The following is a 22859-nucleotide window of genomic DNA, read 5'->3' as shown; positions in this document are numbered from 1 at the left end:
TTCAGGCCGGAACACCCAGGTCGTCGCGGACCTGATCACGGACGCGTGCGACGACCGCGGAGTGCCGCCAGGCCCGCGTCACCTGGACGAGCCACGCCGCCTCGGCGGCGATCCCGGCGTCCGGCAGCTGCCGGGCGGGCGGGCCCGCGTCGCCGCCCCGGTACCGGCGGTCCGCCTCGCTCGCGAGCAGCGCGGCGGCGAGCGCGGCTGCTTCGGCGGTGGCCGCGACCAGCCGCTCCGGCACCCCGGCACGACGCGCCCGCGCCTCGGCCAGCGCCGGGATCCCCGGCTCGAAGTGGGGACGCAGCGCCAGGTACCCGTCCCGGATCTCGATGACCCGCCGGTACAACGCGAACTCGGCACCGCCCGCCAGGCCCGGTGCCGGCGCGAGGGCGATCCCCGGCACGGCGGCGCGCAGCGCGGCCCACAACGGTTCGATGCGCCGGTACGCGTGGTACGCGCGCAGCCAGCGCACCGGCGCGCGCAGCGCGGGACCCCAGACGCTGAGCGTCGCGCCCGCGACCGCCAGTCCGACACACCCCGCGGCGAGGACCGCCGAATAGACGTCCTCGCTGGCGTTCACCCGTCCGCTGGCGACCAGCCTGCCGACGTCGTCGATCCCCCAGAACGTCCAGGCCAGCGCGGACACCGCCCCGCCGACGATCAGCCACAGCCCGGCCCGCAGCGCCCCCGGCTCGGCGAGCCACGCGAACCGGCCGAACACGACGATGAACGTGGTGAGGCTGACCACCCCGTAGACGACGAACACCAGCAGATACGCGACCAGGTACCAGAGAGCGTCCTCCCCCACGGCGGTGTCCTCGCCCACCCGGTGCGTCCTGGCGAGGAAGAACAGCACGACCTCGGTGAGGGCCACGACGGCCGTGAGCGCCACGTGCCATCCCGGCCGGGCGTGCGCGCCCAGCCGCAGGGAACGCGCGAACGCGACGGCGAAGGCCATCGCGCCGATCTTGAACAGGTCCGCGGCCAGGTTCACCAGGCTGGCGAACGGTTCCCGCCCACCGACGATCGCCTCGGCCGCGGGGGTGAGCACGAGGATGCCCGCCGCGATGCAGATCCCGAAACCGGACAGGCACCACAACCGCCGCGCGGGCTGGGTGTGCCGCGATTCGAGGAGCTTGAAGCCGAAACCCGCGAAGGCGAGCACACAGCAGTAGTAGGACAGGGTCTCGATCACGGGGTCCCGCGGCGGGGCTTGCCGCCGAACAGGCTGTCCACCCTGGCCATCCCGCCGGCGAGGTCACTGTCGCGCTCGTCGGACCGCGCCGGTCCCCGCGTACCCTCGCCGCGGGCCACCCGCTGCGCGATGAGCGAGGCCAGCAGTTCGGCCTCCTGTTCCTCGACGGCGCCGTAGGTGCTCCTGCCGAGCACCCGGCGGACGAGCTCGGGCGACAGGTTCGGCATGAGCGCCCGGCTCGCGGCGACGTCGATCGCCGCGCCGGCGGCGCCGGGCGCGGCCGGGCCGACGTGCCCGCACAGCAGGTGCCCGACCTCGTGCAGCAGGATGTGCCGCCGGTGCAGGGCGGTCGTGGTGGTCGGATAGAGGATGTAGTCGGCGCGCTCGGTGCTCATCAGCAGACCGCAGGGGCCGCCGGACGGCGCGTTCACCGGCATCAGCTCGATCGGGCGCCCGCGCTGGGCCGCGAGCGCGGCGACGAACCGCCCGTCGTCGAACGGCTCGGGAAGGACGAGCGTGTCGGCGAGCCGGCGGCACCGCCGCCAGAGCTGCCTGCGCTGCCGGTCCGGCACTCAGGCCTCCTTCCGCTGGCCGCCACGGCCGGCCTCCCTGCGCGCGATCGCGTCGATCATGTCGCTGATCGTGTCCAGCCCGTCGGCCGAGAGGGTCACCGCGCGCAGCGCGACATCACGGACACCGGCGTCACGCAACGCGCCCAGCAGCGCGAGTTCCTCGGCGATCTTGGCGCTCTGCTCGTCGTCGAAGAAGTACGCCGGGGGAACGCCGAAGAACTGCGCGAGCGCTTCGAGATGCCGTTTGGTCGGATTGTCCCGGCGCCCGGTCCGCAGCTGCCAGAGGTAGGTGGTGGAAAAACTCTCCCCCGTCGCCTCACGACAGGCCTTCGCGACCTCTTCGTGGCTGTAGGACTCCCGATCCGGCCTGCGCACGACGTCGAACAGCTTGTCGATCTTTTCGGCGAGCGTGGACCTGCCGGGTTCGGTGACCACCATCACTCCCTCAACGGCGCCGTGGTGCGCGTTTTCATCCTAGTTGGCGAGCTGGCGGAACGCATCAACGCGAGCTAGTTCGCGGCCGGGGCTGGCACCGCGGGCAGGAGTACGACGAGCGGTTCATGAACGGTTCGCGGCGAATCGCCGAGCCGCAGCGGCGGCACGGCAACCCCTCCTGCCCGTAGGCGTCGAGCGACCGGTCGAAGTAACCGGACTCGCCGTTCACGTTGACATACAAGGCATCGAACGAGGTCCCGCCCGCGACCAGCGCTTCGGCCATGACCTCGGCGGCCGCGGCGAGCACCGCCTCCGCCCTGGCCGCGACGAGCTTGTCCGTCGGCCGGGCCCAGTGCAGTTTCGCGCGCCACAACGCTTCGTCGGCGTAGATGTTGCCGACACCGGAAACCAGCGTCTGATCCAGCAACGCGCGCTTGACCTCGGTGCGGCGCGAACGCAGCGCCCGCACCGCCGCGCCGAGATCGAACGCCGGATCCATCGGATCCCGCGCGATGTGCGCGATCGCCGAGGGCAACCGCGCGCCGTCGACCTCGGCCAGCTCGTCCAGCGCGAGACCGCCGAAGGTGCGCTGGTCCACGAACCGCAGCTCCGGGCCCTCGTCGTCGAAACGGACCCGGACCCGCAAATGCTTCTCGTCCGGGGCGCCTTCGGGCTGGACGAGCATCTGCCCGCTCATCCCGAGATGCGCCAGGACGGCTTCTGCCGAATCCAGCTCCAGCCACAGGTACTTGCCGCGGCGGCGGGCCGCGTCGATCCGGACCCCGGCGAGCCGGCCGGTGAAGTCCTCCGCCCCGAGCACGTGGCGACGGATGGCGCGCGGATGCAGGACTTCGACCTTGCTGATCGTGCGATGCGCGACATGCGCTTCGAGGCCGGCGCGAACCACCTCGACCTCGGGAAGTTCAGGCATACGACCATTCTGGCGCACGCCTCAGGACGGAGTGCCCTCGCCGTCCGGCTCCTCGGCCTGCTTCGCGGCCGCGATCTCGTCCGTGAGCGTCCGCCACGCCGTCTCGGCGGCCTTCTGCTCGGCTTCCTTCTTGGTGGAACCGGTGCCGTGCCCGTAGTCACGGCCGCCGACGAGCACCGTGGCGGTGAACTCCTTGCGGTGATCCGGCCCGGTGTCCTCGACGCGGTACTCAGGCACGCCGAGACCCGCGGACGCGGTCAGCTCCTGCAGACTGGTCTTCCAGTCCAGCCCGGCCCCCCGCTTCGGCGCCTCGGCGAGCAGCCCGTCGAACAGGTGATGCACCAGTTTCCTGGCGACCTCGATGCCGTGCTGCAGATAGGCGGCGCCGATGACCGCCTCGAGACCGTCGGCGAGGATGCTCGCCTTGTCCCTGCCGCCGGTGAGCTCCTCGCCCTTGCCGAGCAACAGGTGTGCCCCGAGACCACCCTCGCCGAGCCCGCGCGCGACACCCGCCAGCGCGTGCATGTTGACCACACTGGCGCGCAACTTCGCGAGCTGCCCCTCGGGCAGCTCGGGATGAGTGGTGTAGAGGTGGTCGGTGACCACGAGGCCGAGCACCGCGTCGCCGAGGAACTCCAGCCGCTCGTTGGGCGGGAGACCACCGTTCTCGTACGCGTAGGAACGATGGGTCAGCGACAGCTTGAGCAGCTCGGGGTCGAGAGTGACCCCGAGCGCTTCGAGCAGTGGTGCAGGATCGACCGCTGGGCCGTTGGGCGACTTACCCCCCATGACCGGATACCCGGATCAGGCGGGCTCGACGACCTGGCGGCCGTTGTGCTGGCCGCACGACGGGCACGCGACGTGCTGGAGCTTCGGCTGCTTGCAGGCGCGGTTGGAGCAGGGCACCAGCTGAACCGGAGCCGCCTTCCACTGGCTGCGGCGCGCGCGCGTGTTGGATCGCGACATCTTCCGCTTCGGGACGGCCACGAGTAGATCTCCTTAAGACGGTCTGCCCGCGAGCACGCGAGCGGACTTAGGCTTGCTGTCCGGGGCCGTCCACGGGTTTGTCACCCGTGTTCTCGTCGAAACGCTCGACCAGTGCGGCCCACCGAGGGTCTATCTTCTCATGCCCGTGTCCGGGCTCGAGATCGGCCCACTTGACGCCGCATTCGGTGCACAACCCGGCACAGTCCTCGGTGCACAACGGGGCCAGCGGCAGGGCCAGCACGACCGCGTCCCGGACGATCGGCTCCAGGTCGATCCGGTCGTCGACCAGGCGGGGAATCTCTTCCTCCTCCGTGGTCTCCTCGGTCGCGGAACCGGGATAGGCGAACAGCTCGGTGAGTTCGACCTCGACGTCCTCGGTGACCGGGTCGAGACAGCGCGAGCAGGCACCGCGCGCGGTCGCCGTGGCCGTGCCGGTGACCAGCACGCCCTCGACGACGGACTCGAGCAGCAGATCCAGTTCGAGCTCAGCCCCGGCCGCGATGGTGATCACGTCGGGCACGCCGAGCTCGGTGTCCAGCGGCACACTGCGCCGGACCGGACGGGACAGCCCGGCACGCCGGCCCAGCTCACGGGTGTCGAGCACCCACGGACTGCGGTCGTCGAGCGACGCGGGCCTGGGATGGGAGGTGTTGTTCTCGGACATCCACACCAGAGTACGCAGGCCGGGGCGCCCTCGATCGGGCCGGTGCCCACGGCGGTTTCGCGACGGTTCAGCGATGGTTCGCGACGGGTCGCGAAGGAATGAACGGAAGATTCAGGACAGCCTGAGCACCCCTACCCGACAGCGTAGGGATGGGGACCGACGGAAACACCGGGGCGGGAGGAAACCGGCGCCGGGCCCGGTCCGGAACGCGGCGGACGAGCGCCCCAATGTGGCATTGGGTGCGTCCAACGCAGCGAATGTGGCGTTCGGTGCGTCCAACGCACCCAATGTGGCGTTCGGTGCGTGCGAGGCCGCGACCGGGCCGCCGACCGGCCGCGCCCACGTCCCGAACGGCCCGTTCGGGACACGGGTGCGACCGCTTGCCGCCTCAGCAGCCCCGTCAGTCACCACAGTCACCGAAACCCCACGGAGAAAGCCTCATCGGGAAGCACGCGACGCCCCGCCAGCTTGTCGGGGGTCAGGCCGGGCGCCGAGGGACGCCCTGGGTGCGTTGAATGCGACGAGGGCGTCCCTCGGCGCGCCCAACGCACCGAAAGCGTCCCTCGGCACCCCGCCACCACCACACGTCCCGAACGCCTCATGGGGGACGCTCAATGTCCCGAACGGCCCGTTCGGGACATACCGAGCACCCCTACCAGCGAGTCTATCGGGTGGGGGTGACGGAAACGGGGCGGAAGGCCGGGGTCAGACCTGGTAGTCGTACAGCGTCGGACGGGCCGAGCCGGAGACGTTGGCCGGGGAGCGCAGGTGGTTGCGGCCGGAGTCGACCGTCCGCAGGGTCGTGGCCAGCAGCTCCGAGAACTCGGCGAGCTTGCCGTCCACGTAGGCGTCGCATTCGCCACGCTGCCGGTCGGCCTCGGCGTGCGCCTCGTCCACGATCCGCGCCGACTCCGCGTGCGCGGCCTGCACGACCTCGGTCTGCGCGACCAGCCGGGCCTGCTCGGCACGGCCGTCCTCGATGGCGCGGTCGTAGGCGTCCCGGCCCGCCTGGATCATCCGGTCGGACTCGGCGCGGGAGCGCTCGGTCAGGTTCTGGAACTCGGCCTGCCCGGCCGCGACCATCCGCTCGGACTCGGCGTGCGCGTCGGCCAGCATCTGCTCGGCGCGCGCACGCGCGTCGGCCAGGATGCGCTCGGCCTCCGCGGACGCGTCCCCGACGGTCCGCTCCGCCTCGGCGTTGGCGCCGGCGACGGTGTCCGACGCCTCCTTGCGCGCGGCCAGCAGCAGGTCGTCCCGCTTGTCGAGCACGTCCTGCGCGTCGTCGACCTCGGCCGGGAGCGCGTCACGCACGTCGTCGAGCAACTCGAGAACATCGCCACGGGGCACCACACAACTGGAGGTCATCGGCACGCCGCGTGCCTCCTCGACGATCGTGACGAGCTCGTCGAGCGCCTCGAAAACCCGGTACACGGCAACTCCCTCTGCAGAGCATCCCCGTTCGCTGCCCCAAGTCTGCCCGCTGACTCGCCTGAACCGGTGAAAGCACGCGGTGCCGGGCGTGTCCTGCGTGCCAGGACACACCCGGTACCGGCCGATCAGACGTCGATGACCTGGAAGGTCTTGTAGTGGTCGCCGGTGTAGAAGTACTCGTGCGCGCCGCTCACGATGCGCCGGGTGCCGCGGTTCGACGAGCCCGGGGTGATCACGGTGTACTCGTGGTAGTACTTCGACGCGCAGGCTGGCAGAACCTTCTCCCGGTTGGTGAACACCGAGCCGTCCTTGCCCGGGTACGGGAACGGGCCCCCGGACTGGATCAGCTTGTAGGTGTCGGTCGCCTGCTTGGGCAGCGAGGACAGCTTGACGTGCTTGTAACCACTGAGGTCACCGCACTTGTTCTGCTGGGTGCTGAACGAGGCCGGCGCCGAGACCGCCTCCGCGGCGGTCACCCCGCCGAAGAGGGCGACCACCATGGCGAACAGGACGGCGAACATGCGAGATCGGTTGTTGGTCATTTTCGGACCGTAACCCGGACGTGTGACTAAAAGAACAGTTCGAGGTGAACACTCGCGGACCGACCAGGGATTCCCTACGAACGTCGTCCCCCGATCAGGGCCGATTCGCGAGTTTCTCGTGCAGCCGCTCGAACACCACGGGCGGGACCAGGGCCTTGACGTCGCCGCCGAGCCCGGCCACCTCCTTCACCAGCGAACTGGACACGAAGCCGTACGCCGGGTTGTTGGCCATCAGCAACGTTTCGAGCCCGGTCAGCTCGCGGTTCATCTGCGCCATCTGCAACTCGTAGTCGAAGTCGCTGACCGAGCGCAGGCCCTTCGCCACCGCGGCGATGTCGTTCTCGCGGCAGTAGTCCACCAGCAGGCCCTGCCACGAGTCGACCCGGACGTTCGGCAGCTTCGCGGTGATCTCGCGCAGCATCTCCATGCGCTCCTCGACGGAGAACAGGCCCTTCTTGCTCTTGTTCACCCCCACCGCCACGACCACTTCGTCGAACAACAGGGCAGCCCGCTCGATGATGTCGAGGTGCCCGTTGGTGGCCGGGTCGTAGGACCCGGGACAGACCGCACGCCGCATGGCGCGGACGCTATCAAGCCGGAAGGCACCGCGCGCGTCTGTGACTACTGCGTCACACCCCGCCGTACTCCGCCCAGTACAACGCGGTGTCGCCGTAACGCTTCACCCGCGTCGCGGCGTATCCCGGCGGCCAGTCCGGCTCGCCGTCGCGGGCGGCCCGCTCGATCACCACGAGCGCGCCGTCACCGACCCAGCCGCCGTCGGCGAGCGCGGCCAGCACGACCCCGAGCCCGGCGGCGTCGACCGCGTAGGGCGGATCGGCCAGCACGATGTCGAACGACGCGGGCGCGGGCGCGGACACGACCGCCTCGACCTGTCCCGCCCGGACGGTGCCGCCGAGCCCCACCGCGGCGACGTTGCCGCGCAGCACCTCCGCCGCCCGCCGGTCCGCCTCGACGAACAGCGCGTCCGCGGCGCCACGGGAAAGCGCTTCGAGCCCGAGCGCGCCCGAGCCCGCGTAGAGGTCGAGCACCCGGACGCCGTCCAGCTCGCCGGCCACCTCCAGGGCGTTGAACAGGGCTTCCCTGACCCGCTCCGAGGTCGGCCGGGTGCCCTTCGGCGGCACCTTCAGCCGCCTGCCGCCCGCCTTCCCGGCCACGATCCTGGTCACCGCCCCATTCTCACCCGCGCCACCGAATGTGGCGTTGGGCAGGACTTGCTGAACCTGGCGGGGTCACCGCGTAGAGTCGTTCTTCGCCCTCGTGAGGCGATCGAGTCGTTGTCAAGGAGCATGCGTGTCCGAACCCCGGGTCAGACGGGCCGAGATCGCCATCGAGCAAACCCACGTCGACCGGGTGTACACCCGGCTGGCGGAGCTGCGGGTCCAGGCCGAGGCGATGCGCACCAAGGGCTACGAGATCGGCCAGGGCGCCCAGCGCGAGGCGATCTTCGAACAGGCGTCGATGCTCTTCGAGCGCGACATGATGGTCTTCCACGCCAACCAGACCCTCCAGACACTCGACGCCGAGTACGAGGGCCTGGTGTTCGGCAGGCTCGACCACCTCGACCGCGAGCACATCTACGTCGGCAGGCTCGGCATCCGCGACGCCGAGTTCGACAACCTTGTCACCGACTGGCGCGCCCCGGCCGCCGCCGCGTTCTACCAGGCCACCGCCGAAGAGCCGATGGACGTCGTGCGCCGCCGCGTCATCCGCTGCTCCGGCCAGAACGTGCTCGACGTCGACGACGACGTCCTCATCGCCGACGCCGTCCCCGAGGACATGCCGATCGTCGGCGAGGGCGCGCTCATGGCCGCCCTGGGCCGCTCGCGCGGCGAGAAGATGCGCGACATCGTCGCGACCATCCAGAAGGAACAGGACGAGGTCATCCGCGCGCCGTGGCGCGGCGTCACCGAGATCACCGGCGGCCCCGGCACCGGCAAGACCGCCGTCGCGCTGCACCGCGCGGCCTACCTGCTCTACCGGCACCGCCGTCAGCTCGGCGGCGCCGGCGTGCTGGTGATCGGCCCGTCCGGCGTGTTCACCAGCTACATCTCCCGCGTGCTGCCGTCGATGGGTGAGACGAACGTCGAACTGCGCGCACTCGGCGAGGTCCTCGACGGACTCGAAGCGACCCGCCAGGACGCGGCCCCGCTCGCGGCGATCAAGGGCTCGCTCCGCATCCGGAAGGTCCTGCTGCGCGCACTGCGCGACACCCCGCCGGACGCCCCGGACGAGCTGCGCATCGTCTACCGCGGCGAGGTGCTGAAGCTGACCCGCCGCGAGCTGGAAAAGGTACGCCGCAAGGCACACACGCACGGCGCGCCGCCGAACCGGTCCCGGGTGCGGACCGCGGAACTGCTGCTGGAAGCGCTTGCCGCGAAGGCGGAAGAGCACGCGAAGGCCGACGGCAAACAGGTCGACCGGGCGGAGCTGATCACCGACCTCGGCGAGCGCATCGAGTTCCACCGGTTCCTCGTGGTGTGGTGGCCGATCCTCTACCCGGCACAGATCCTCAAGTGGCTCGGCGACGAGAAACGCCTCGCCGCGGCGGCGAAGGGCATCCTGTCCCGCGCGGACATCACGATGCTCGCCGCGGACCTCGCGGACCGCTCGCGCGGCTGGTCGGTGGCCGACGTCGCCCTGCTCGACGAGCTCCGTGTCCTCATCGGACCGCCGCCGAAACGACGCCGCAAGAACCAGCCGGTGGTCGAGGTCGAACCGCAGCGCGGCGGGGCACCACAGCGGCCGGAGCACTACGACGAGTACTCGCACGTGGTCGTCGACGAGTCGCAGGACCTCTCCCCCATGCAGTGGCGGATGGTCGGACGGCGCGGGAAGTACGCCAGCTGGACCGTCGTCGGCGACCCGGTGCAGAGTTCCTGGCCGGACCCGGCCGAGGCGGCGCAGGCCCGCGACCAGGCGTTCGGGCTCAAGACCACGCGGCGCCGCTTCACCCTGCGGACCAACTACCGGAACTCGGCGGAGATCTTCGACCTCGCGGCACAGGTCGTCACCGGGCACGCCGAAGCGGACGAACTGCCGATCGCGGTGCGGAAGACCGGGATCACCCCGGAGGTCCGCGCCGTCGGGAAGGCCGCGCTCGAAGGGGCCACCCAGGACGCGGTCAAGGAACTGCTCGGCGCCGTCGAGGGCACCGTGGGCGTGATCACCGCCATGGACCGGGTGCCCGAGGTGTCCGGCTGGCTCGCCGGGCAGTCCGACGATCGGCTCAAGGTCGTCGGCAGCCTCGACTCGAAGGGCCTCGAATACGACGCCGTCGTCCTCGTCGAGCCGATCGACCTGGTCACCGAGTCGACCACCGGCCGCCGCGTCCTCTACGTCGCGCTGACCCGCGCCACCCAGCACCTGACCGTCCTCGCCTCCGACCCCGACTGGCTCCCTTCCTGAACACGCGACACGCGTGATCGAGGCGCGCACTCGCGTGATTGGAGACGTAACTCGCGTGATTGGGCGGAGATCTCGCGTGAAGCGGGGAAGAGATCGGGGACGCGGGGCGTTGTAGCGGGGCGTGAGTTCCGTATCAGGGGTGCCGCTGTCCGTGCTCGATCTGTCTCCCGTGGTGAGCGGGGGTGACGTCGGCACGGCGCTGCGCAACACCATCGACCTCGCGAAGGTCGCCGAGCGGCTGGGCTTCCACCGCTACTGGCTCGCCGAGCACCACAACATGCCGGGCATCGCCAGCTCCGCGACCGTCGTGCTGATGAGCCAGGTGGCGACCGCCACCGAGCGCATCCGCGTCGGCTCCGGCGGGATCATGCTGCCCAACCACGCCCCGCTGATCGTCGCCGAGCAGTTCGGGACACTGGAGGCGTTCCACCCCGGCCGGATCGACCTCGGCATCGGCCGGGCGCCCGGCACCGACCAGCGCACCGCGCTCGCCCTGCGCGGCCCCGGCGGCCTGTCCGCCGAGAACTTCCCCCAGCAGCTGGGCGAACTGCTCGCCTACTTCGAGCACTCCGAGTCCCGGGGCGTCAACGCCGTCACCGCGGAGGGCAACCGGCCCCCGGTGTGGCTGCTCGGGTCGAGCGGCTTCAGCGCCCAGCTCGCCGGACGGCTCGGCCTGCCCTTCTCCTTCGCGCACCACTTCGCCGCCGAGAACACCATCCCCGCGGTCAAGCTCTACCGCGAGAACTTCCAGCCCTCCGAGGTGCTCGACGCGCCGTACGTCATGCTCGGCGCGTCCGTCTTCGCCGCGGACACCGACGACCGGGCGCACTACCTCGCCGCCCCCAGCGGGCTGACCTTCCTCAGCCTGCGCCGCGGTCGCCCGACCCCGCTGCCCACGCCCGAGGAGGCCGCGGCCTACCCGTACACCGACATCGACCGGGTGTTCATCGAAGACCGCTTCTCCTCCAGCATCATCGGCTCGCCCGAGACCGTCCACAAGGGACTCGAGAAGCTGGTCGCGGACACCGGCGCGGACGAGCTGATGGTCACCACGATGATGCACAGTCACGAAGACCGCGTCCGCTCCTACGAAATCCTCGCCGGACTCACCCGCTGAGCCGTACCCGGAGAGTCGGCTCACGTACCTGGAAGGTCGGTTCGCGTACCCGAAGGGTCGGCTCGGAATTCTTTTCCGGTCCGGACAACAATTGAAGAGACGTTTGTCAGGAAGCAACAAGAATCTACCCGGTTATCGGGCCGTGACCAGGTGATCGTGCTCAGGTTCTTGTCACCGCACCGCGCGCGAAGTTAGCGTACCGACCAGTAACGAACCGCACGGTAACACCCGCCACCGGCACCAACGGACCATTGTCTCCACCATTCGGAGCAACCGGAAATGCCAGTGGGAGGGTGTATTCGCCGTGCCGCGCGAAAAGAGGTGGCATGGTCGGGCGGACGACGGCGTCCTTTCCCGGTGCGGCCGCGCTCCGGCAGACCGGACGGCTCTACGCGCTCGGCCTCGACGTTGTGCGGCTGACCTTCCGCCGCCCGTTCCAGGCACGCGAGCTGATCCAGCAGTTCTGGTTCATCGCCAGCGTTTCCATCCTGCCAACGGCGCTGGTCTCGATCCCGTTCGGCGCGGTCATCGCGCTGCACATCGGCTCGCTGACCACGCAGATCGGCGCCCAGTCCTTCACCGGCGCGGCCAGCGTGCTCGCGATCATCCAGCAGGCCAGCCCGATCGTGACGGCGCTGCTCATCGCGGGCGCCGGCGGCAGCGCGATGTGCGCGGACCTCGGCTCGCGGACCATCCGCGAGGAGATCGACGCGATGGAGGTGCTCGGCGTCTCGCCGATCCAGCGCCTGATCGTGCCCAGGGTGCTCGCCGCGATGGGCGTCGCGGCGTTCCTCAACGGCATGGTCAGCGTCGTCGGCGTGCTCGGCGGCTACTTCTTCAACGTCGTCATGCAGCAGGGGACGCCCGGCGCCTACCTGGCCAGTTTCTCCGCGCTGGCCCAGCTGCCGGACCTGTGGATCAGCGAGATCAAGGCGGTCCTGTTCGGCTTCGTCGCCGCGGTCGTGGCCTCCTACCGCGGCCTCAACCCGAAGGGCGGGCCGAAGGGCGTCGGCGACGCGGTCAACCAGTCCGTGGTCATCACGTTCCTGCTGCTGTTCGTGCTGAACCTGGTGCTCACCGCGGTCTACCTGCAACTCGTCCCGCCGAAGGGGAGCTGAGCGATGGTCACCACCAGCCCGGCCACCCGCGCCGCCCGCGTGCGCGACGCCGTCGACCGCCGGTTCGGCTTCCTCGACACCCTCGGCGACCAGATCCTGTTCTTCCTGCGCGCGCTGGCCTGGACCCCGCGCGCGATCCACCGCTACCTCCGCGAGATCGTGCGGCTGCTGGCCGAGGTCAGCTTCGGCTCCGGCGCGCTCGCGGTCATCGGCGGCACGATCGGCGTGATGATCGGCATGACCGTCGCCACCGGGATGGTCGTGGGCATGCAGGGCTACTCGGCGCTCAACCAGGTCGGGACCTCCGCGTTCGCCGGGTTCGTCTCGGCCTACTTCAACACCAGGGAGATCGCCCCGCTCGTCGCCGGGCTCGCGCTGTCGGCGACCGTCGGCTGCGGGTTCACCGCGCAGCTGGGCGCGATGCGGATCTCCGAGGAGATCGACGCGCTGGAGGTCATGGGCATCCCGAGCGTCCCCTACCTCGTGACGACCAGGGTCATCGCCGGGTTCCTCGCGGTGATCCCGCTCTACGCCATCGGGCTGCTCAGCTCGTACGTCGCCTCGCGCCAGGTCACGGTGTGGGCGTTCGGCCAGTCCGCGGGCACCTACGACCACTACTTCCTGCTGTTCCTGCCACCCGGTGACGTGCTGTGGTCGTTCGGGAAGGTGCTGGTGTTCAGCGTCGTGGTGGTGCTGGCGCACTGCTACTACGGATTCCGCGCCAGCGGCGGGCCCGCGGGCGTCGGCGTCGCGGTCGGGCGCGCCGTGCGGACCGCGATCGTCGCCATCAGCGTGCTCGACTTCTTCCTCAGCCTCGCGATCTGGGGCGCCACCACGACGGTTCAGGTGGCCGGATGACGAGGCACACGGGGCTGCGCAAGGCCGGGGTCCGCGCCGCCGGGGCGCTGTTCCTCGTGGTCATGGTGGGGCTGGCCTGGCTCTCGGTCATGGTCTACGACAAGGACTTCGTGACCTCGGTGCCGGTGACGCTCAGGGCCGACCGCATCGGCAACCAGCTCAAGGCGGGCGGACAGGTCAAGGCCCGCGGCGTGGTCGTCGGCGAGATCCGCGGGGTCCGCGCGACACCGGTGGGCGCGGAGATCGCCCTCGCGCTGGAACCGGCCAAAGCAGACCTGCTGCCCGGCAACGTCTCCGCGCTGCTGGTCCCGAAGACGCTCTTCGGCGAGCGCTACGTCCAGCTGTCCATTCCGGACAGTGCGCGGGCGCCGCACCTGAAGGCGGGCGACGTCATCGCCCAGGACCGCTCCGCCAACGCCATCGAGCTGGAACGCGTCTTCGACAACCTCCTGCCGGTGCTGAAGGCCGTGCAGCCGCAGAAACTCGCGACCACGCTCACCGCGGTCGCGACCGCGCTGGACGGCAGGGGCGAGCAGCTGGGCAGCACCCTGCGCACCGCGTCGGACTACCTCACCCGGTTCAACCCGAACCTCCCGCGCCTGGACGAGAACGTCCGCGACCTCGCGGCCGTGACCACGCTCTACGGCGACATCGCGCCCGACCTGCTCGACGCGCTCACCGGCGCGGCGGTCACCCTCGGCACCGTGCACGACCGGCGCGACGACCTCGCCGCCGTCTACCAGCAGGTCACCGATTCCTCCCAGCAGCTCACCACGTTCCTGCAGAACAACAGGAACAACCTGATCCGGCTGACCGCCGAGAGCCGGGCGCCGCTGGAGATCGGCGCGCGGTACTCCCCCGGCTTCAAATGCACGCTCGACTCGATGGTGGCGCTGAAGGACTCGATGAACAAGGTACTGGGCGCGGGCACGAAGGAACCGGGACTGCACGCGAACATCACGATCACCGAGCCGCGCGGGAAATACGTCCCGGGCAGGGACGACCCGGCCTACCACTCCGGCGACGGCGGACCGCTCTGCTACCTCAACGGCGTCATGCCGCCCGTGGGTACCCCCGCGGTCGCCGCGGCAGGTCCCCGGGCACCGCTGGCACCCGGCGGCCCCGGCGACCTCGGCCTCCCGAACTCTCCGCAGGAGCGGGGACTGCTGAGCGCGCTCCTCGCGCCGCAGCTCGGGACGGCGCCCTCGGGCGTGCCCGCGTGGGGCAGCGTGCTCGTCGGCCCGCTCTACCGCGGCACGGAGGTGACGCTGCGATGAGGAAGTTCGTCCCCGCGCTGCTCAAGAGCCTCGTGTTCATCGTGGTCACCGGGCTGGCCACGGCGTTGCTGGCGATCTCGATCACCAACACCGGGGTCGGCGACACCGAGCTCTACGGCGCCACCTTCACCGACGCGACCGCGTTGAACGTCGGCGACGACGTCCGGATCTCCGGCGTCCGGGTCGGCCAGGTGGAAAAGCTGGAGATCGCCGAGCAGCACCTCGCGCACGTCCGGTTCTCCCTCGACTCCGAGCGCACGCTGCCCGCCGACGTCGGCGCGGTGATCAAGTACCGCAACATGGTCGGGCAGCGCTACATCGCGCTGGAGCGGGGCAAGAGCGGCGCGGGCGACCTGCCGAAGGGCGGCGAGATCCCGGTGGGGCGCACCACCGCCGCGCTCGACCTCACCGATCTGTTCAACGGCTTCAAACCGCTGTTCCAGGCGCTCGCCCCGAACGACGTCAACCAGCTCTCCGGCGAGATCGTGCAGGTGCTGCAGGGCGAGGGCGGGACGGTGGAAAGCCTGCTCGCGCACACCGGCTCGCTCACCACCACCCTCGCCGGGCGGGACCGGGTGATCGGCGAGGTGATCGGCAACCTCAACTCGGTGCTGAAGACGGTCAACGGCAAGGGGGACGCGCTGGCGAACCTGATCTCCACGCTGCGCGGGCTGGTCTCCGGGCTGGCCGGGGACCGGGCCGCGATCGGCGACGCGATCGGCGGGCTCGCCGATCTCACCGACGCCACCGCCGGGCTGTTCGAGCAGGCGCGCCCGGGGCTCAAGGACAGCATCGCCGGGCTCGGCGCGCTGTCCGGGCAGCTGGCCGCCGGGAAGTCCGATGTGGACAGCGCGCTGACCACCCTGCCGAAGAAGTACGAAGCACTCGGCAGGACCGCCTCCTACGCGTCGTGGATGAACTTCTACCTGTGCAGCGCGACCCTGCTGACCGATCCCCCGCGCGGGGTCCCCCAGACGGCCGCGAGGTGCGGATCGTGAAGTCGTTCAAGGAACGCAATCCGCTCACCATCGGCGTCCTCGGCAGCCTCGGCCTCGCCGCGGTGCTCACCGTGACGCTGAACTGGGACAACCTGCCGGTGGTCGGCGGGGGCACCACCTACGCCGCCGAGTTCTCCGAGGCCGCCGGCCTGCGGACCGCCGACGAGGTCCGCGTCGCGGGCATCAAGGTCGGCGAGGTCACCGGCGTCGCGCTCGCCGACGACCACGTGAACGTGACCTTCCGGGTCAAGGGCGCGTGGATCGGCGACCGCACCTCGGCCGAGATCAAGATCAAGACGTTGCTGGGCCGCAAGTTCCTCGCCCTGCACCCGACCGGCGCCGGAACGCAGGACCCCGACCGGCCGATCGGGCGGGACCGCACGGTCACGCCCTTCGACGTCACCGACGCGTTCAACGGGCTCGCCGACACCGTCGGCCAGATCGACACGAAACAGCTCGCGGACAGCTTCGGCTCGATCAGCGACACCTTCCGCAACTCCCCCGAGCACATCCGCACCGCGCTCGACGGGCTGACCGCGCTGTCGAAGACGGTTTCCCGGCGGGACAACGAAATCGCCGAACTGCTGGCCAACGCCCGGAAACTGACCACGACGCTGGCGAACTCGAACGACGACTTCGAGGCACTGCTCAGGGACGGGAACCTGCTGCTCACCGAGCTGAACAACCGCCGCGACGCCATCCACCAGCTGCTCACCGGCGCGCAGAAGCTCGCCGGTGAGCTGTCCGGGTTCGTCAAGGACAACAAGGACGAGCTCGGCCGCGCGCTGAGCCAGCTCGGCCAGGTCACCGACGTGCTCAGGAAACAGAACGAGAACCTCTCCAAGAGCCTCGAACTCGCGGGCCCGTACTTCCGCGTCGTCACCAACGCCACCGGCAACGGGCGCTGGGTCGACGGCTACCTGTGCGGGCTCATCCCGGAGAACCGCGATCCGTGCGATCCGAAGAAACTGGTCGGAGGTGGCAGATGACCACGACCCGGATGGGTGTGCGGCTGAACCGGTTCGTCCTGTTCGCCGTGCTGCTCGCGCTCGTCGTCGTGGCCGGGCTGTGGTGGCTGTTCTCCGGCAACGGGAAACACCACGCCACGGTGTACTTCTCCCGCGCGGTCGGCGTCTACACCGGCTCGGACGTCCGGCTGCTCGGCGTGCGGATCGGCCAGGTGGACTCGGTGACCCCGCGCGGCGAGCAGGTCGAGGTGGGCCTGACCTTCGACGGCTCGGCGGGTATCGCGGCCGACACCACGGTGGTCGTCATCGCGCCCAGCGTCGTCGCCGACCGGTACGTGCAGTTCGCGAAGCTCGCCCGCGGCGGGCCCCGGCTGACGGACAACGCGGTCATCGGCACGAACCGCACCGCGACCCCGGTGGAACTCGACCAGCTCTACGGCAGCCTCGACACCCTCGCCAAGGCGCTCGGCCCGAACGGCGCCAACTCCGGCGGCGCGCTGTCGGACCTGCTGCGCACCGGCTCGCGGAACCTCGCGGGCAACGGCAAGCCGTTCAACGAGTCCGTGCGCAACTTCGCCGAGCTGGCCCGCACCCTGGCCGGGAACTCCAGCGACCTGTTCGGCACGGTCGACGAACTGCAGAAGTTCACCACCATGCTGGCCACCAACGACCGGCAGGTCTCCGACGTCAACCGCCAGCTCGCGCGGATCTCGGAAACCCTCGCCGCCAACAAGGACGAACTCACCGGCGCGCTCAGGGGCCTCGGCGGCGCGCTCGGCGACATCCAGGCGTTCATCAGGGACAACCGCGGCCAGATCAAGTCCAATGTGGACAAATTGGCGCTGACCACGCAGACACTGGTGGACAAGCGCGCGTCGGTGGCCGAGCTGCTCGACGTCGCGCCGATAGCGGCGCAGAACGTGGTCAACGCCGTCGACCCGGTCACCGGCACCCTCCAGGGGCGCGGCAACCTGCACGAGTACTTCGGGCTCCCGGTCACCGGGCCCGTCTACAGTGGACAGGCGGGCGGCCGATGAACCGGACGGGACGGGCCCGGCGAACGCTGGCCACGCTGGCGGTGTGCTTCCTGGCGGCCACGGGATGTTCGTCCGGCGAGTTCAAGGGCGTCTACGACCTCCCGCTGCCCGGCGGCGCCGACCTCGGCGGGCACCCGTTCCGGGTCACCGTGCAGTTCGCCGACGTGCTCGACCTGGTCCCCCAAGCCGCGGTGAAGGTCGGCGACGTGCCGGTGGGGCGGGTCGAGTCGATCCGGCTGGGCAGGGACGGCTGGACCGCCGAGGCGGTGGTGGCCGTCAACGGCGACGTCGTGCTGCCCGCGAACGCGATCGCGCGGCTGCGGCAGTCCAGCCTGCTCGGCGAGAAGTTCGTCGAACTCGCGGCCGCCGACGGCGCGGGCGGCGGCGCGGCGGCGGGCAGGCCCGCCGACCGGCTCGCCGACGGCGCCACGATCACCGCGGACCGGACCAACCGCAACCCGGAGTTCGAGGAGATCTTCGGCGCGCTTTCGCTGCTGCTCAACGGCGGCGGGATCGGGCAGCTGCAGACGATCAACCGCGAACTGTCGAAGGTGATGACCGGCAACGAGACGCAGATCAGGGACTTCCTGTCCGGGCTGAACACCCTGATGTCCAATCTGGACTCCCACCGGTCCGACATCACCGCGGCCATCGACGGCCTCAACCGGCTGTCGGCGACGCTGGCCAACCGGGCCAAGCAGGTCTCCGGCGCGCTCACCGACCTCACCCCCGGCCTGAAGACGCTGTCGGACCAGCGTGCCCAGCTCGTCACCATGCTCGGCTCGCTCGACCGGCTCTCCGGCGTGGCCACCGACGTGATCCACCGCAGCCGCGACGACCTCGTCGCGGACCTGCGGGCGCTGGCCCCCATCCTGCGGAACCTGGCGGCGGCGGGCGAGAACCTGCCGAAGTCGCTGGAGATCCTGCCGAGCTTCCCGTTCACCGACCCCGTGCTCGACGCGGTGAAGGGCGACTACCTCAACGTGTACGCCGCGCTCCTGCCCGCGCCGGGCGTCCCCCTCCCGCCCCCGGGCGAGGGCGTCCCCCCGGGCCTGCCGACACTGCCGCTCCCGGCCTCCTCGTCGTCCGCGCCACCGGCGGGAGGCCGCTGATGCTCACCACCCGGGTCCGGATCCAGGTCCTCGCGTTCGTGGTCATCGCGCTGGCCACGACGGCGTTCGTCGGCGCGAACTACGCCGGGCTCGGCAGGCTGTTCGGCGGTGGCGAGTACACCGTGCGGCTCCAGCTGGCCGAGGGCGGCGGGCTGTTCACCAACGGTGAGGTGACCTACCGCGGCGTCGCCGTCGGCCGGGTCGGCACGCTGCGCCTGACCACCACCGGGATGGAGGCCGACCTGCTCATCGACACCTCGGCGCCGCCGATCCCGGCGAACGCCCGCGCCGTGGTGGCGAACCGCTCGGCCGTCGGCGAGCAGTACGTCGACCTCCAGCCGCGCACCGGGGACAGGCCGTACCTCACCGACGGGGCGGTCATCCCGCGCGAGGCGGCCACCCTGCCGCTCCCGGTGCCGAACCTGCTGTCCGATGTGGACTCACTGACCGCCTCGGTGCCGACCGGCGACCTGCGCACGGTGGTCGACGAGCTGGACAAGGCGTTCCAGGGCGCCGGGCCGGACCTGCGGCTGCTGACCGACACCGCGACCTCGTTCACCCAGCAGGCCGCCCGGCACCTGCCGGAGACCACCAAGCTGATCGACGACGGCGCGACCGTGCTGCGCACCCAGCTGGACTCCTCGCAGGCCTGGCGCCAGTTCAGTGCCAACGCCAAGGCGTTCGCCGGGCAGCTGGCCGGCGCCGACGGCGACCTGCGCAGGCTGATCGCCTCGGCTCCCCCGGCCGCCACCGAACTCGGCAAGCTGGTCAAGGAGACCAACCCCGGACTGCCGATCCTGCTGGCGAACCTGCTCACCACCGCGCAGGTCTTCGACGCGCGGACCGACGGGCTGCGCGAGCTGCTGGTCAACGTCCCGAAGGCGGTCGCGGCGACCTCGACGGCGATCACCAAGGACGGCGGACGGCTCTCGCTGGCGCTGACCTTCCACGACCCGCCGCCGTGCGAACGGGGTTACGAGGGCACCGACCGCCGGCCCAGCACCGACCTCTCCCCGATGCCGTTCAACACCGCGGCCGCGTGCACCCTGTCCCACGGCGACCCAAGCTCGGTGCGTGGCGCGCAGAACGCGCCGCACGCCGGTGTCCCGCCCGCCGCCGTGCCCGGGGTGCTGGGCGGCGTGCTGAGCGAACTGCCGACCGCCAAGACCCTCCCGGAGATGCTATGGCTACGGAACTAGCGCCCGCGAAGGCTTCCCGGCTCCGGAAGGCCCTGACGTCCCTTCGGGCCCGGCCCCTGCTCGCGGTCGCCGCCGCGCTGGTGGCGGTGAGCGCGGTGTTCGCGGGCTGGTCGGGGTACTCGTGGTTCGGCGCGGCGAACGATCCCGGCGTGACCTACGGCGGCACCCGCGACGAGGTGCTGCGGACCGGCCGCGAACTCGTCGCGGTACTGAACACGCTCGACTACCACCGCATCGAGCAGGATCTGGCCCGCTGGCGGGACGCCTCGACCGGCCCGCTGCGTGACCAGCTCTCCCGGACCGACGACACCACGAAGAAGACCCTCGCCCAGAACGCGACGGTGTCCAGCGGCAAGGTGCTCGACGCCGCGCTGACCGAACTGGACACGCACGCGGGCACGGCGAAGATGCTCGTCGCGGTGGAGATCAGCGTCACCAAGGAAGGGACCGCCCCGGCGGCCAAACGCAACCGGTTCGCGGCCGCGCTGGCCAGGACCGAGGCGGGCTGGAAACTCAGCGCGCTCGACCAGCTTCCGGTGGGGGCACGATGAGTACGGAGACCGTCACGGACACCGGCGAAGAAGCCGAGACTCCGGAGCCCGTGGAGTCCGAAGCGGCGGAACCCGAGGCCGGTGTGTCCTGGGCGCGGCGGCTCCGGCTGCCACTGATCCTGCTCGCCGTGGCGGTCGTGCTGGCGGGCGCCGGGGTGTGGTTCACCGTCCAGGCCCGCTCACTCACCGCGGGTGCCGCCACCGCCAACCACGCGCTGACCGACGTCGGCGCCACCGCGGAGGTCACCTCGGCGGTGTCCCTGGCGCTGAACAAGGTGTTCTCCTATTCCTACGACCGGACCGAGGTCACCGAAAAGGCGGCCGCCGAGGTTCTGCGCGGCCAGGCCCGCGATTCCTACGACAAGCTTTTCGCACAGGTCAGGGAAAAGGCGCCGCAGCAGAAACTGATCCTCACCTCGCGGGTTTCCTCGGCCGCGGTGCAATTCTTGGACGACCACCGGGCGACCCTGCTCGTCTTTCTCGATCAATCGGCGGTCCGCGCCGACAACAACACGGCGGACGCGGCGGCGGCCCAGCTTTCGGTCACCGCGGAACGGTCCGGCCGGACCTGGGTCATCACCGATCTCGCACCGCGCTGAGCGCCATTGTTTTCGCCGGTCCGCCCTCCCCGCGGTCCCGGCGCCGGAAAACCGTAAGGAGAACAGGTATGTCCACTGTCGCACGTACCAGAAGAGCCCGGCGGCTCGCCGCGCTGACCGCCGCCACGACCGTCGGGCTCGGCACGCTCGTGGCCACCCCGGCGACGGCCGCGACGCCCATCCCGATCCCGATGTCCTACAAGGTCAGCGGCACCACGACGGTGAAGAAGACCGGCAGCACGATGACGCTGGGCCCCGGCACCCTCAAGGGAAACCTGCTGGTGGACACCAGCACGAACACCGTCGGGCTGAAGGGTGACCTGGTCCTGCCGGAGTCCCAGACGGACATCTCGCTGCTGGCCGGGCTGTTCCGGATCAAGGCGAAGGTCAAGATCACGCCGACCGCGCCGGTCACCGGCACGATCGCCAAGGGCACGCTGACCACGCACGCGAGCGCGAACATGGAGATCAGCGACATCTGGGCCGGGCCGATCGTCCCGGTCTTCCCGATCCCGACGGTTCCCGGCAGCTGCAAGACCGTCAAGCCGATCGAGATGGACCTCTCGGCGACCAACGTGAACATCTTCAAGCCGCCGATCAAGATGAGCGGCAAGTACACGATCCCGGAGTTCACCAACTGCTTCATCGCCGACATCGCGCTCGGCGCGATGGTGTCCGGACCGGACAACACGCTCGAGTTCTCGATGACGCCTTAACGGGACCAGGCACCCGGTGGCGGGCCGCCACCGGGTGCTCTCGCTAGCAGGTCAGGCTGGTCGTCAGCACACCACTTCGCCGCTCCGCCGCGAAGACACCGAGCAGCGTGCCGCAGAGCTTCACCTTGTTGGTCTCGCCCGACATGTTCGATCCCCACATGACCAGGGTGTTGTCGTTCTTCAGCGCGAGGTTGTGATACCAGCCCGCGGCGATCGCGACCACGCCCGAGGTGGCCTCGGCGGGCACGATGCTCTGCTTGTAGACGTTGCTGCCCCAGGCGAGGACACCACCGTTCTTCAACGCCAGGCTGTGGTTGTAGCCGGCGGCGATCGCGGTGACACCCGAGGCCGCCGCCGCGGGAACGGTGGCCTGGCCGACGGAATTGCCGCCCCAGGCAAGCACTCCGCCGTTCTTCAACGCCAGGCTGTGGTCACCGCCCGCCGCGATCGTGCTCACCCCGGCGCGCGCCGCCGCCGGAACGTCGTCGCGGTTTCCCCAGCTGACGACCCGGCCGCCCGCGGTGAGCGCGAGGCTGTGCAGGGTACTGGCCGCGACGGCGCTCACCCCGGACCGCGCGAGGTCGGGGACCCGCGTCTGCCCGTACCAGTCATTGCCCCACGCCAGTACCTGCCCGTTCTTGAGCGCGAGCAGATGACCCCAGCCCGTGGCGACCGCGCCGACCCCGGAAGTCGCCGCCTGCGGCACCTCGGCCTGGCCGAAGTTGTTGTCCCCCCAGACAATCGCGGCGCCGTCCTTGAGCGCGATCCCGTTGAGGCTGCCCACCGCCGCCGCCGACACCGCGCCCAGTGTCGCGGGCGGCGGCGAGGTGCGAAAGTCCTGGCTCCCCCAGAGCCGCACCAGCCCGGTACCCGGCGTGGGGTCCCCCGCCGCCGCGCCCGGGGCCGCGGCGGAACCGGCGGGCTCGTCGCGGCGCGCCCCGGCCCGTCCCGGCGCCCCGGCGGAAACCGCGTCGGCGCCCAGCGGGGCGACCAGCGCGGCGGCCGCGACCATGGCGGTACGTCGCGAAATCCGTCGATGACCTGGAGTACGCGGCACGATAGTCTCTTTTCTTGGTTCCTTGATCGGAATCGTACGCCAAGAAGACAGATGCTAGACCGGTCG

General features: G+C 70.6%; 24 protein-coding genes and 1 pseudogene. 13 read left to right on the top strand and 12 right to left on the bottom strand.

Features of this window, described 5'->3' with window-relative positions; genetic code table 11:
* Position 1: 1 nt before the first annotated feature.
* The 11 genes and pseudogenes from ABD987_RS09180 to rsmD all read right to left on the bottom strand — a co-directional run bounded on the left by ABD987_RS09180 (position 2) and on the right by rsmD (position 7947).
* Positions 2-1198: an MAB_1171c family putative transporter gene (locus ABD987_RS09180; RefSeq protein WP_345389139.1), complete on the bottom strand. Its 1197-nt coding sequence runs from the start codon at positions 1196-1198 to the stop codon at positions 2-4.
* Positions 1195-1770 (bottom strand): hypothetical protein, encoded by a 576-nt coding sequence (locus ABD987_RS09175; RefSeq protein ID WP_345389137.1) that lies wholly within the window; start codon positions 1768-1770, stop codon positions 1195-1197. The genes ABD987_RS09180 and ABD987_RS09175 overlap by 4 nt, the downstream gene beginning before the upstream one ends.
* Positions 1771-2208, bottom strand: coding sequence for an XRE family transcriptional regulator (locus ABD987_RS09170; protein ID WP_345389135.1), 438 nt, complete (start codon positions 2206-2208; stop codon positions 1771-1773).
* Between the two features lie 61 nt (positions 2209-2269).
* Positions 2270-3136 (bottom strand): bifunctional DNA-formamidopyrimidine glycosylase/DNA-(apurinic or apyrimidinic site) lyase, encoded by an 867-nt coding sequence (gene mutM / locus ABD987_RS09165; RefSeq protein ID WP_345389133.1) that lies wholly within the window; start codon positions 3134-3136, stop codon positions 2270-2272.
* A 21-nt stretch (positions 3137-3157) separates the two neighbouring features.
* Positions 3158-3925: a ribonuclease III gene (rnc, locus tag ABD987_RS09160; protein WP_345389131.1), complete on the bottom strand. Its 768-nt coding sequence runs from the start codon at positions 3923-3925 to the stop codon at positions 3158-3160.
* 15 nt (positions 3926-3940) lie between these two features.
* On the bottom strand, positions 3941-4123 hold the full coding sequence (gene rpmF / locus ABD987_RS09155; protein ID WP_345389129.1) for a 50S ribosomal protein L32: 183 nt from the start codon (positions 4121-4123) through the stop codon (positions 3941-3943).
* A gap of 46 nt (positions 4124-4169) precedes the next feature.
* Entirely contained in the window at positions 4170-4787 is a 618-nt protein-coding gene (locus ABD987_RS09150) for a YceD family protein (RefSeq protein WP_345389127.1), read from the bottom strand.
* A 705-nt stretch (positions 4788-5492) separates the two neighbouring features.
* Positions 5493-6218: a DivIVA domain-containing protein gene (locus ABD987_RS09145; protein WP_345389125.1), complete on the bottom strand. Its 726-nt coding sequence runs from the start codon at positions 6216-6218 to the stop codon at positions 5493-5495.
* A 128-nt stretch (positions 6219-6346) separates the two neighbouring features.
* Positions 6347-6760 (bottom strand): annotated as a pseudogene (locus ABD987_RS09140) (guanyl-specific ribonuclease); the annotation flags it as partial.
* Positions 6761-6854: 94 nt separating this feature from the next.
* Positions 6855-7337: a pantetheine-phosphate adenylyltransferase gene (gene coaD, locus ABD987_RS09135; protein WP_345389123.1), complete on the bottom strand. Its 483-nt coding sequence runs from the start codon at positions 7335-7337 to the stop codon at positions 6855-6857.
* Positions 7338-7389: 52 nt separating this feature from the next.
* Positions 7390-7947 carry a 16S rRNA (guanine(966)-N(2))-methyltransferase RsmD gene (rsmD, locus tag ABD987_RS09130; protein WP_345389121.1) on the bottom strand — a complete coding sequence of 186 codons (558 nt, stop codon included), beginning with the start codon at positions 7945-7947 and terminating at the stop codon, positions 7390-7392.
* A 124-nt stretch (positions 7948-8071) separates the two neighbouring features.
* Here rsmD and ABD987_RS09125 point away from each other — a divergent pair, with 124 nt between their 5' ends.
* The 13 genes from ABD987_RS09125 to ABD987_RS09065 all read left to right on the top strand — a co-directional run bounded on the left by ABD987_RS09125 (position 8072) and on the right by ABD987_RS09065 (position 21736).
* Complete coding sequence (locus ABD987_RS09125) at positions 8072-10186, top strand: HelD family protein (RefSeq protein ID WP_345389119.1); 2115 nt, start codon at positions 8072-8074, stop codon at positions 10184-10186.
* Positions 10187-10307: 121 nt separating this feature from the next.
* Positions 10308-11303, top strand: a complete 996-nt coding sequence (locus ABD987_RS09120) for an LLM class flavin-dependent oxidoreductase (protein ID WP_345389117.1) — start codon at positions 10308-10310, stop codon at positions 11301-11303.
* 326 nt (positions 11304-11629) lie between these two features.
* Positions 11630-12421 (top strand): MlaE family ABC transporter permease, encoded by a 792-nt coding sequence (locus ABD987_RS09115; protein ID WP_345389115.1) that lies wholly within the window; start codon positions 11630-11632, stop codon positions 12419-12421.
* A gap of 3 nt (positions 12422-12424) precedes the next feature.
* Positions 12425-13279: an MlaE family ABC transporter permease gene (locus ABD987_RS09110; protein ID WP_345389113.1), complete on the top strand. Its 855-nt coding sequence runs from the start codon at positions 12425-12427 to the stop codon at positions 13277-13279.
* Positions 13276-14556, top strand: coding sequence for an MCE family protein (locus ABD987_RS09105; RefSeq protein WP_345389111.1), 1281 nt, complete (start codon positions 13276-13278; stop codon positions 14554-14556). The genes ABD987_RS09110 and ABD987_RS09105 overlap by 4 nt, the downstream gene beginning before the upstream one ends.
* Complete coding sequence (locus tag ABD987_RS09100; RefSeq protein ID WP_345389109.1) at positions 14553-15554, top strand: MCE family protein; 1002 nt, start codon at positions 14553-14555, stop codon at positions 15552-15554. The genes ABD987_RS09105 and ABD987_RS09100 overlap by 4 nt, the downstream gene beginning before the upstream one ends.
* A complete protein-coding gene (locus ABD987_RS09095; protein ID WP_345389107.1) occupies positions 15551-16543 on the top strand; it encodes an MCE family protein in 993 nt (330 codons plus the stop codon). Before ABD987_RS09100 ends, ABD987_RS09095 begins: the two co-directional genes overlap by 4 nt.
* Positions 16540-17559, top strand: a complete 1020-nt coding sequence (locus ABD987_RS09090) for an MCE family protein (protein ID WP_345389105.1) — start codon at positions 16540-16542, stop codon at positions 17557-17559. Before ABD987_RS09095 ends, ABD987_RS09090 begins: the two co-directional genes overlap by 4 nt.
* Positions 17556-18671: an MCE family protein gene (locus ABD987_RS09085; RefSeq protein ID WP_345389103.1), complete on the top strand. Its 1116-nt coding sequence runs from the start codon at positions 17556-17558 to the stop codon at positions 18669-18671. The genes ABD987_RS09090 and ABD987_RS09085 overlap by 4 nt, the downstream gene beginning before the upstream one ends.
* Entirely contained in the window at positions 18671-19870 is a 1200-nt protein-coding gene (locus ABD987_RS09080) for an MCE family protein (protein WP_345389101.1), read from the top strand. The genes ABD987_RS09085 and ABD987_RS09080 overlap by 1 nt, the downstream gene beginning before the upstream one ends.
* Positions 19855-20421, top strand: a complete 567-nt coding sequence (locus ABD987_RS09075) for a hypothetical protein (protein WP_345389099.1) — start codon at positions 19855-19857, stop codon at positions 20419-20421. Before ABD987_RS09080 ends, ABD987_RS09075 begins: the two co-directional genes overlap by 16 nt.
* Positions 20418-21020 carry a hypothetical protein gene (locus ABD987_RS09070; protein WP_345389097.1) on the top strand — a complete coding sequence of 201 codons (603 nt, stop codon included), beginning with the start codon at positions 20418-20420 and terminating at the stop codon, positions 21018-21020. The genes ABD987_RS09075 and ABD987_RS09070 overlap by 4 nt, the downstream gene beginning before the upstream one ends.
* 68 nt (positions 21021-21088) lie before the next feature.
* Complete coding sequence (locus ABD987_RS09065) at positions 21089-21736, top strand: hypothetical protein (RefSeq protein WP_345389095.1); 648 nt, start codon at positions 21089-21091, stop codon at positions 21734-21736.
* A gap of 43 nt (positions 21737-21779) precedes the next feature.
* On the opposite strand, the gene ABD987_RS09060 is transcribed toward ABD987_RS09065, so the two are convergent.
* Positions 21780-22793 carry an RCC1 domain-containing protein gene (locus tag ABD987_RS09060; RefSeq protein WP_345389093.1) on the bottom strand — a complete coding sequence of 338 codons (1014 nt, stop codon included), beginning with the start codon at positions 22791-22793 and terminating at the stop codon, positions 21780-21782.
* Between the last annotated feature and the right edge of the window lie 66 nt (positions 22794-22859).

Origin of the sequence: Amycolatopsis samaneae, from assembly GCF_039541975.1 — a bacterium.
GTDB lineage: Bacteria > Actinomycetota > Actinomycetes > Mycobacteriales > Pseudonocardiaceae > Amycolatopsis > Amycolatopsis samaneae.
The sequence above is the reverse complement of the archived record's forward strand: the minus strand, read 5'-3'. Positions and strand labels throughout refer to the sequence as shown.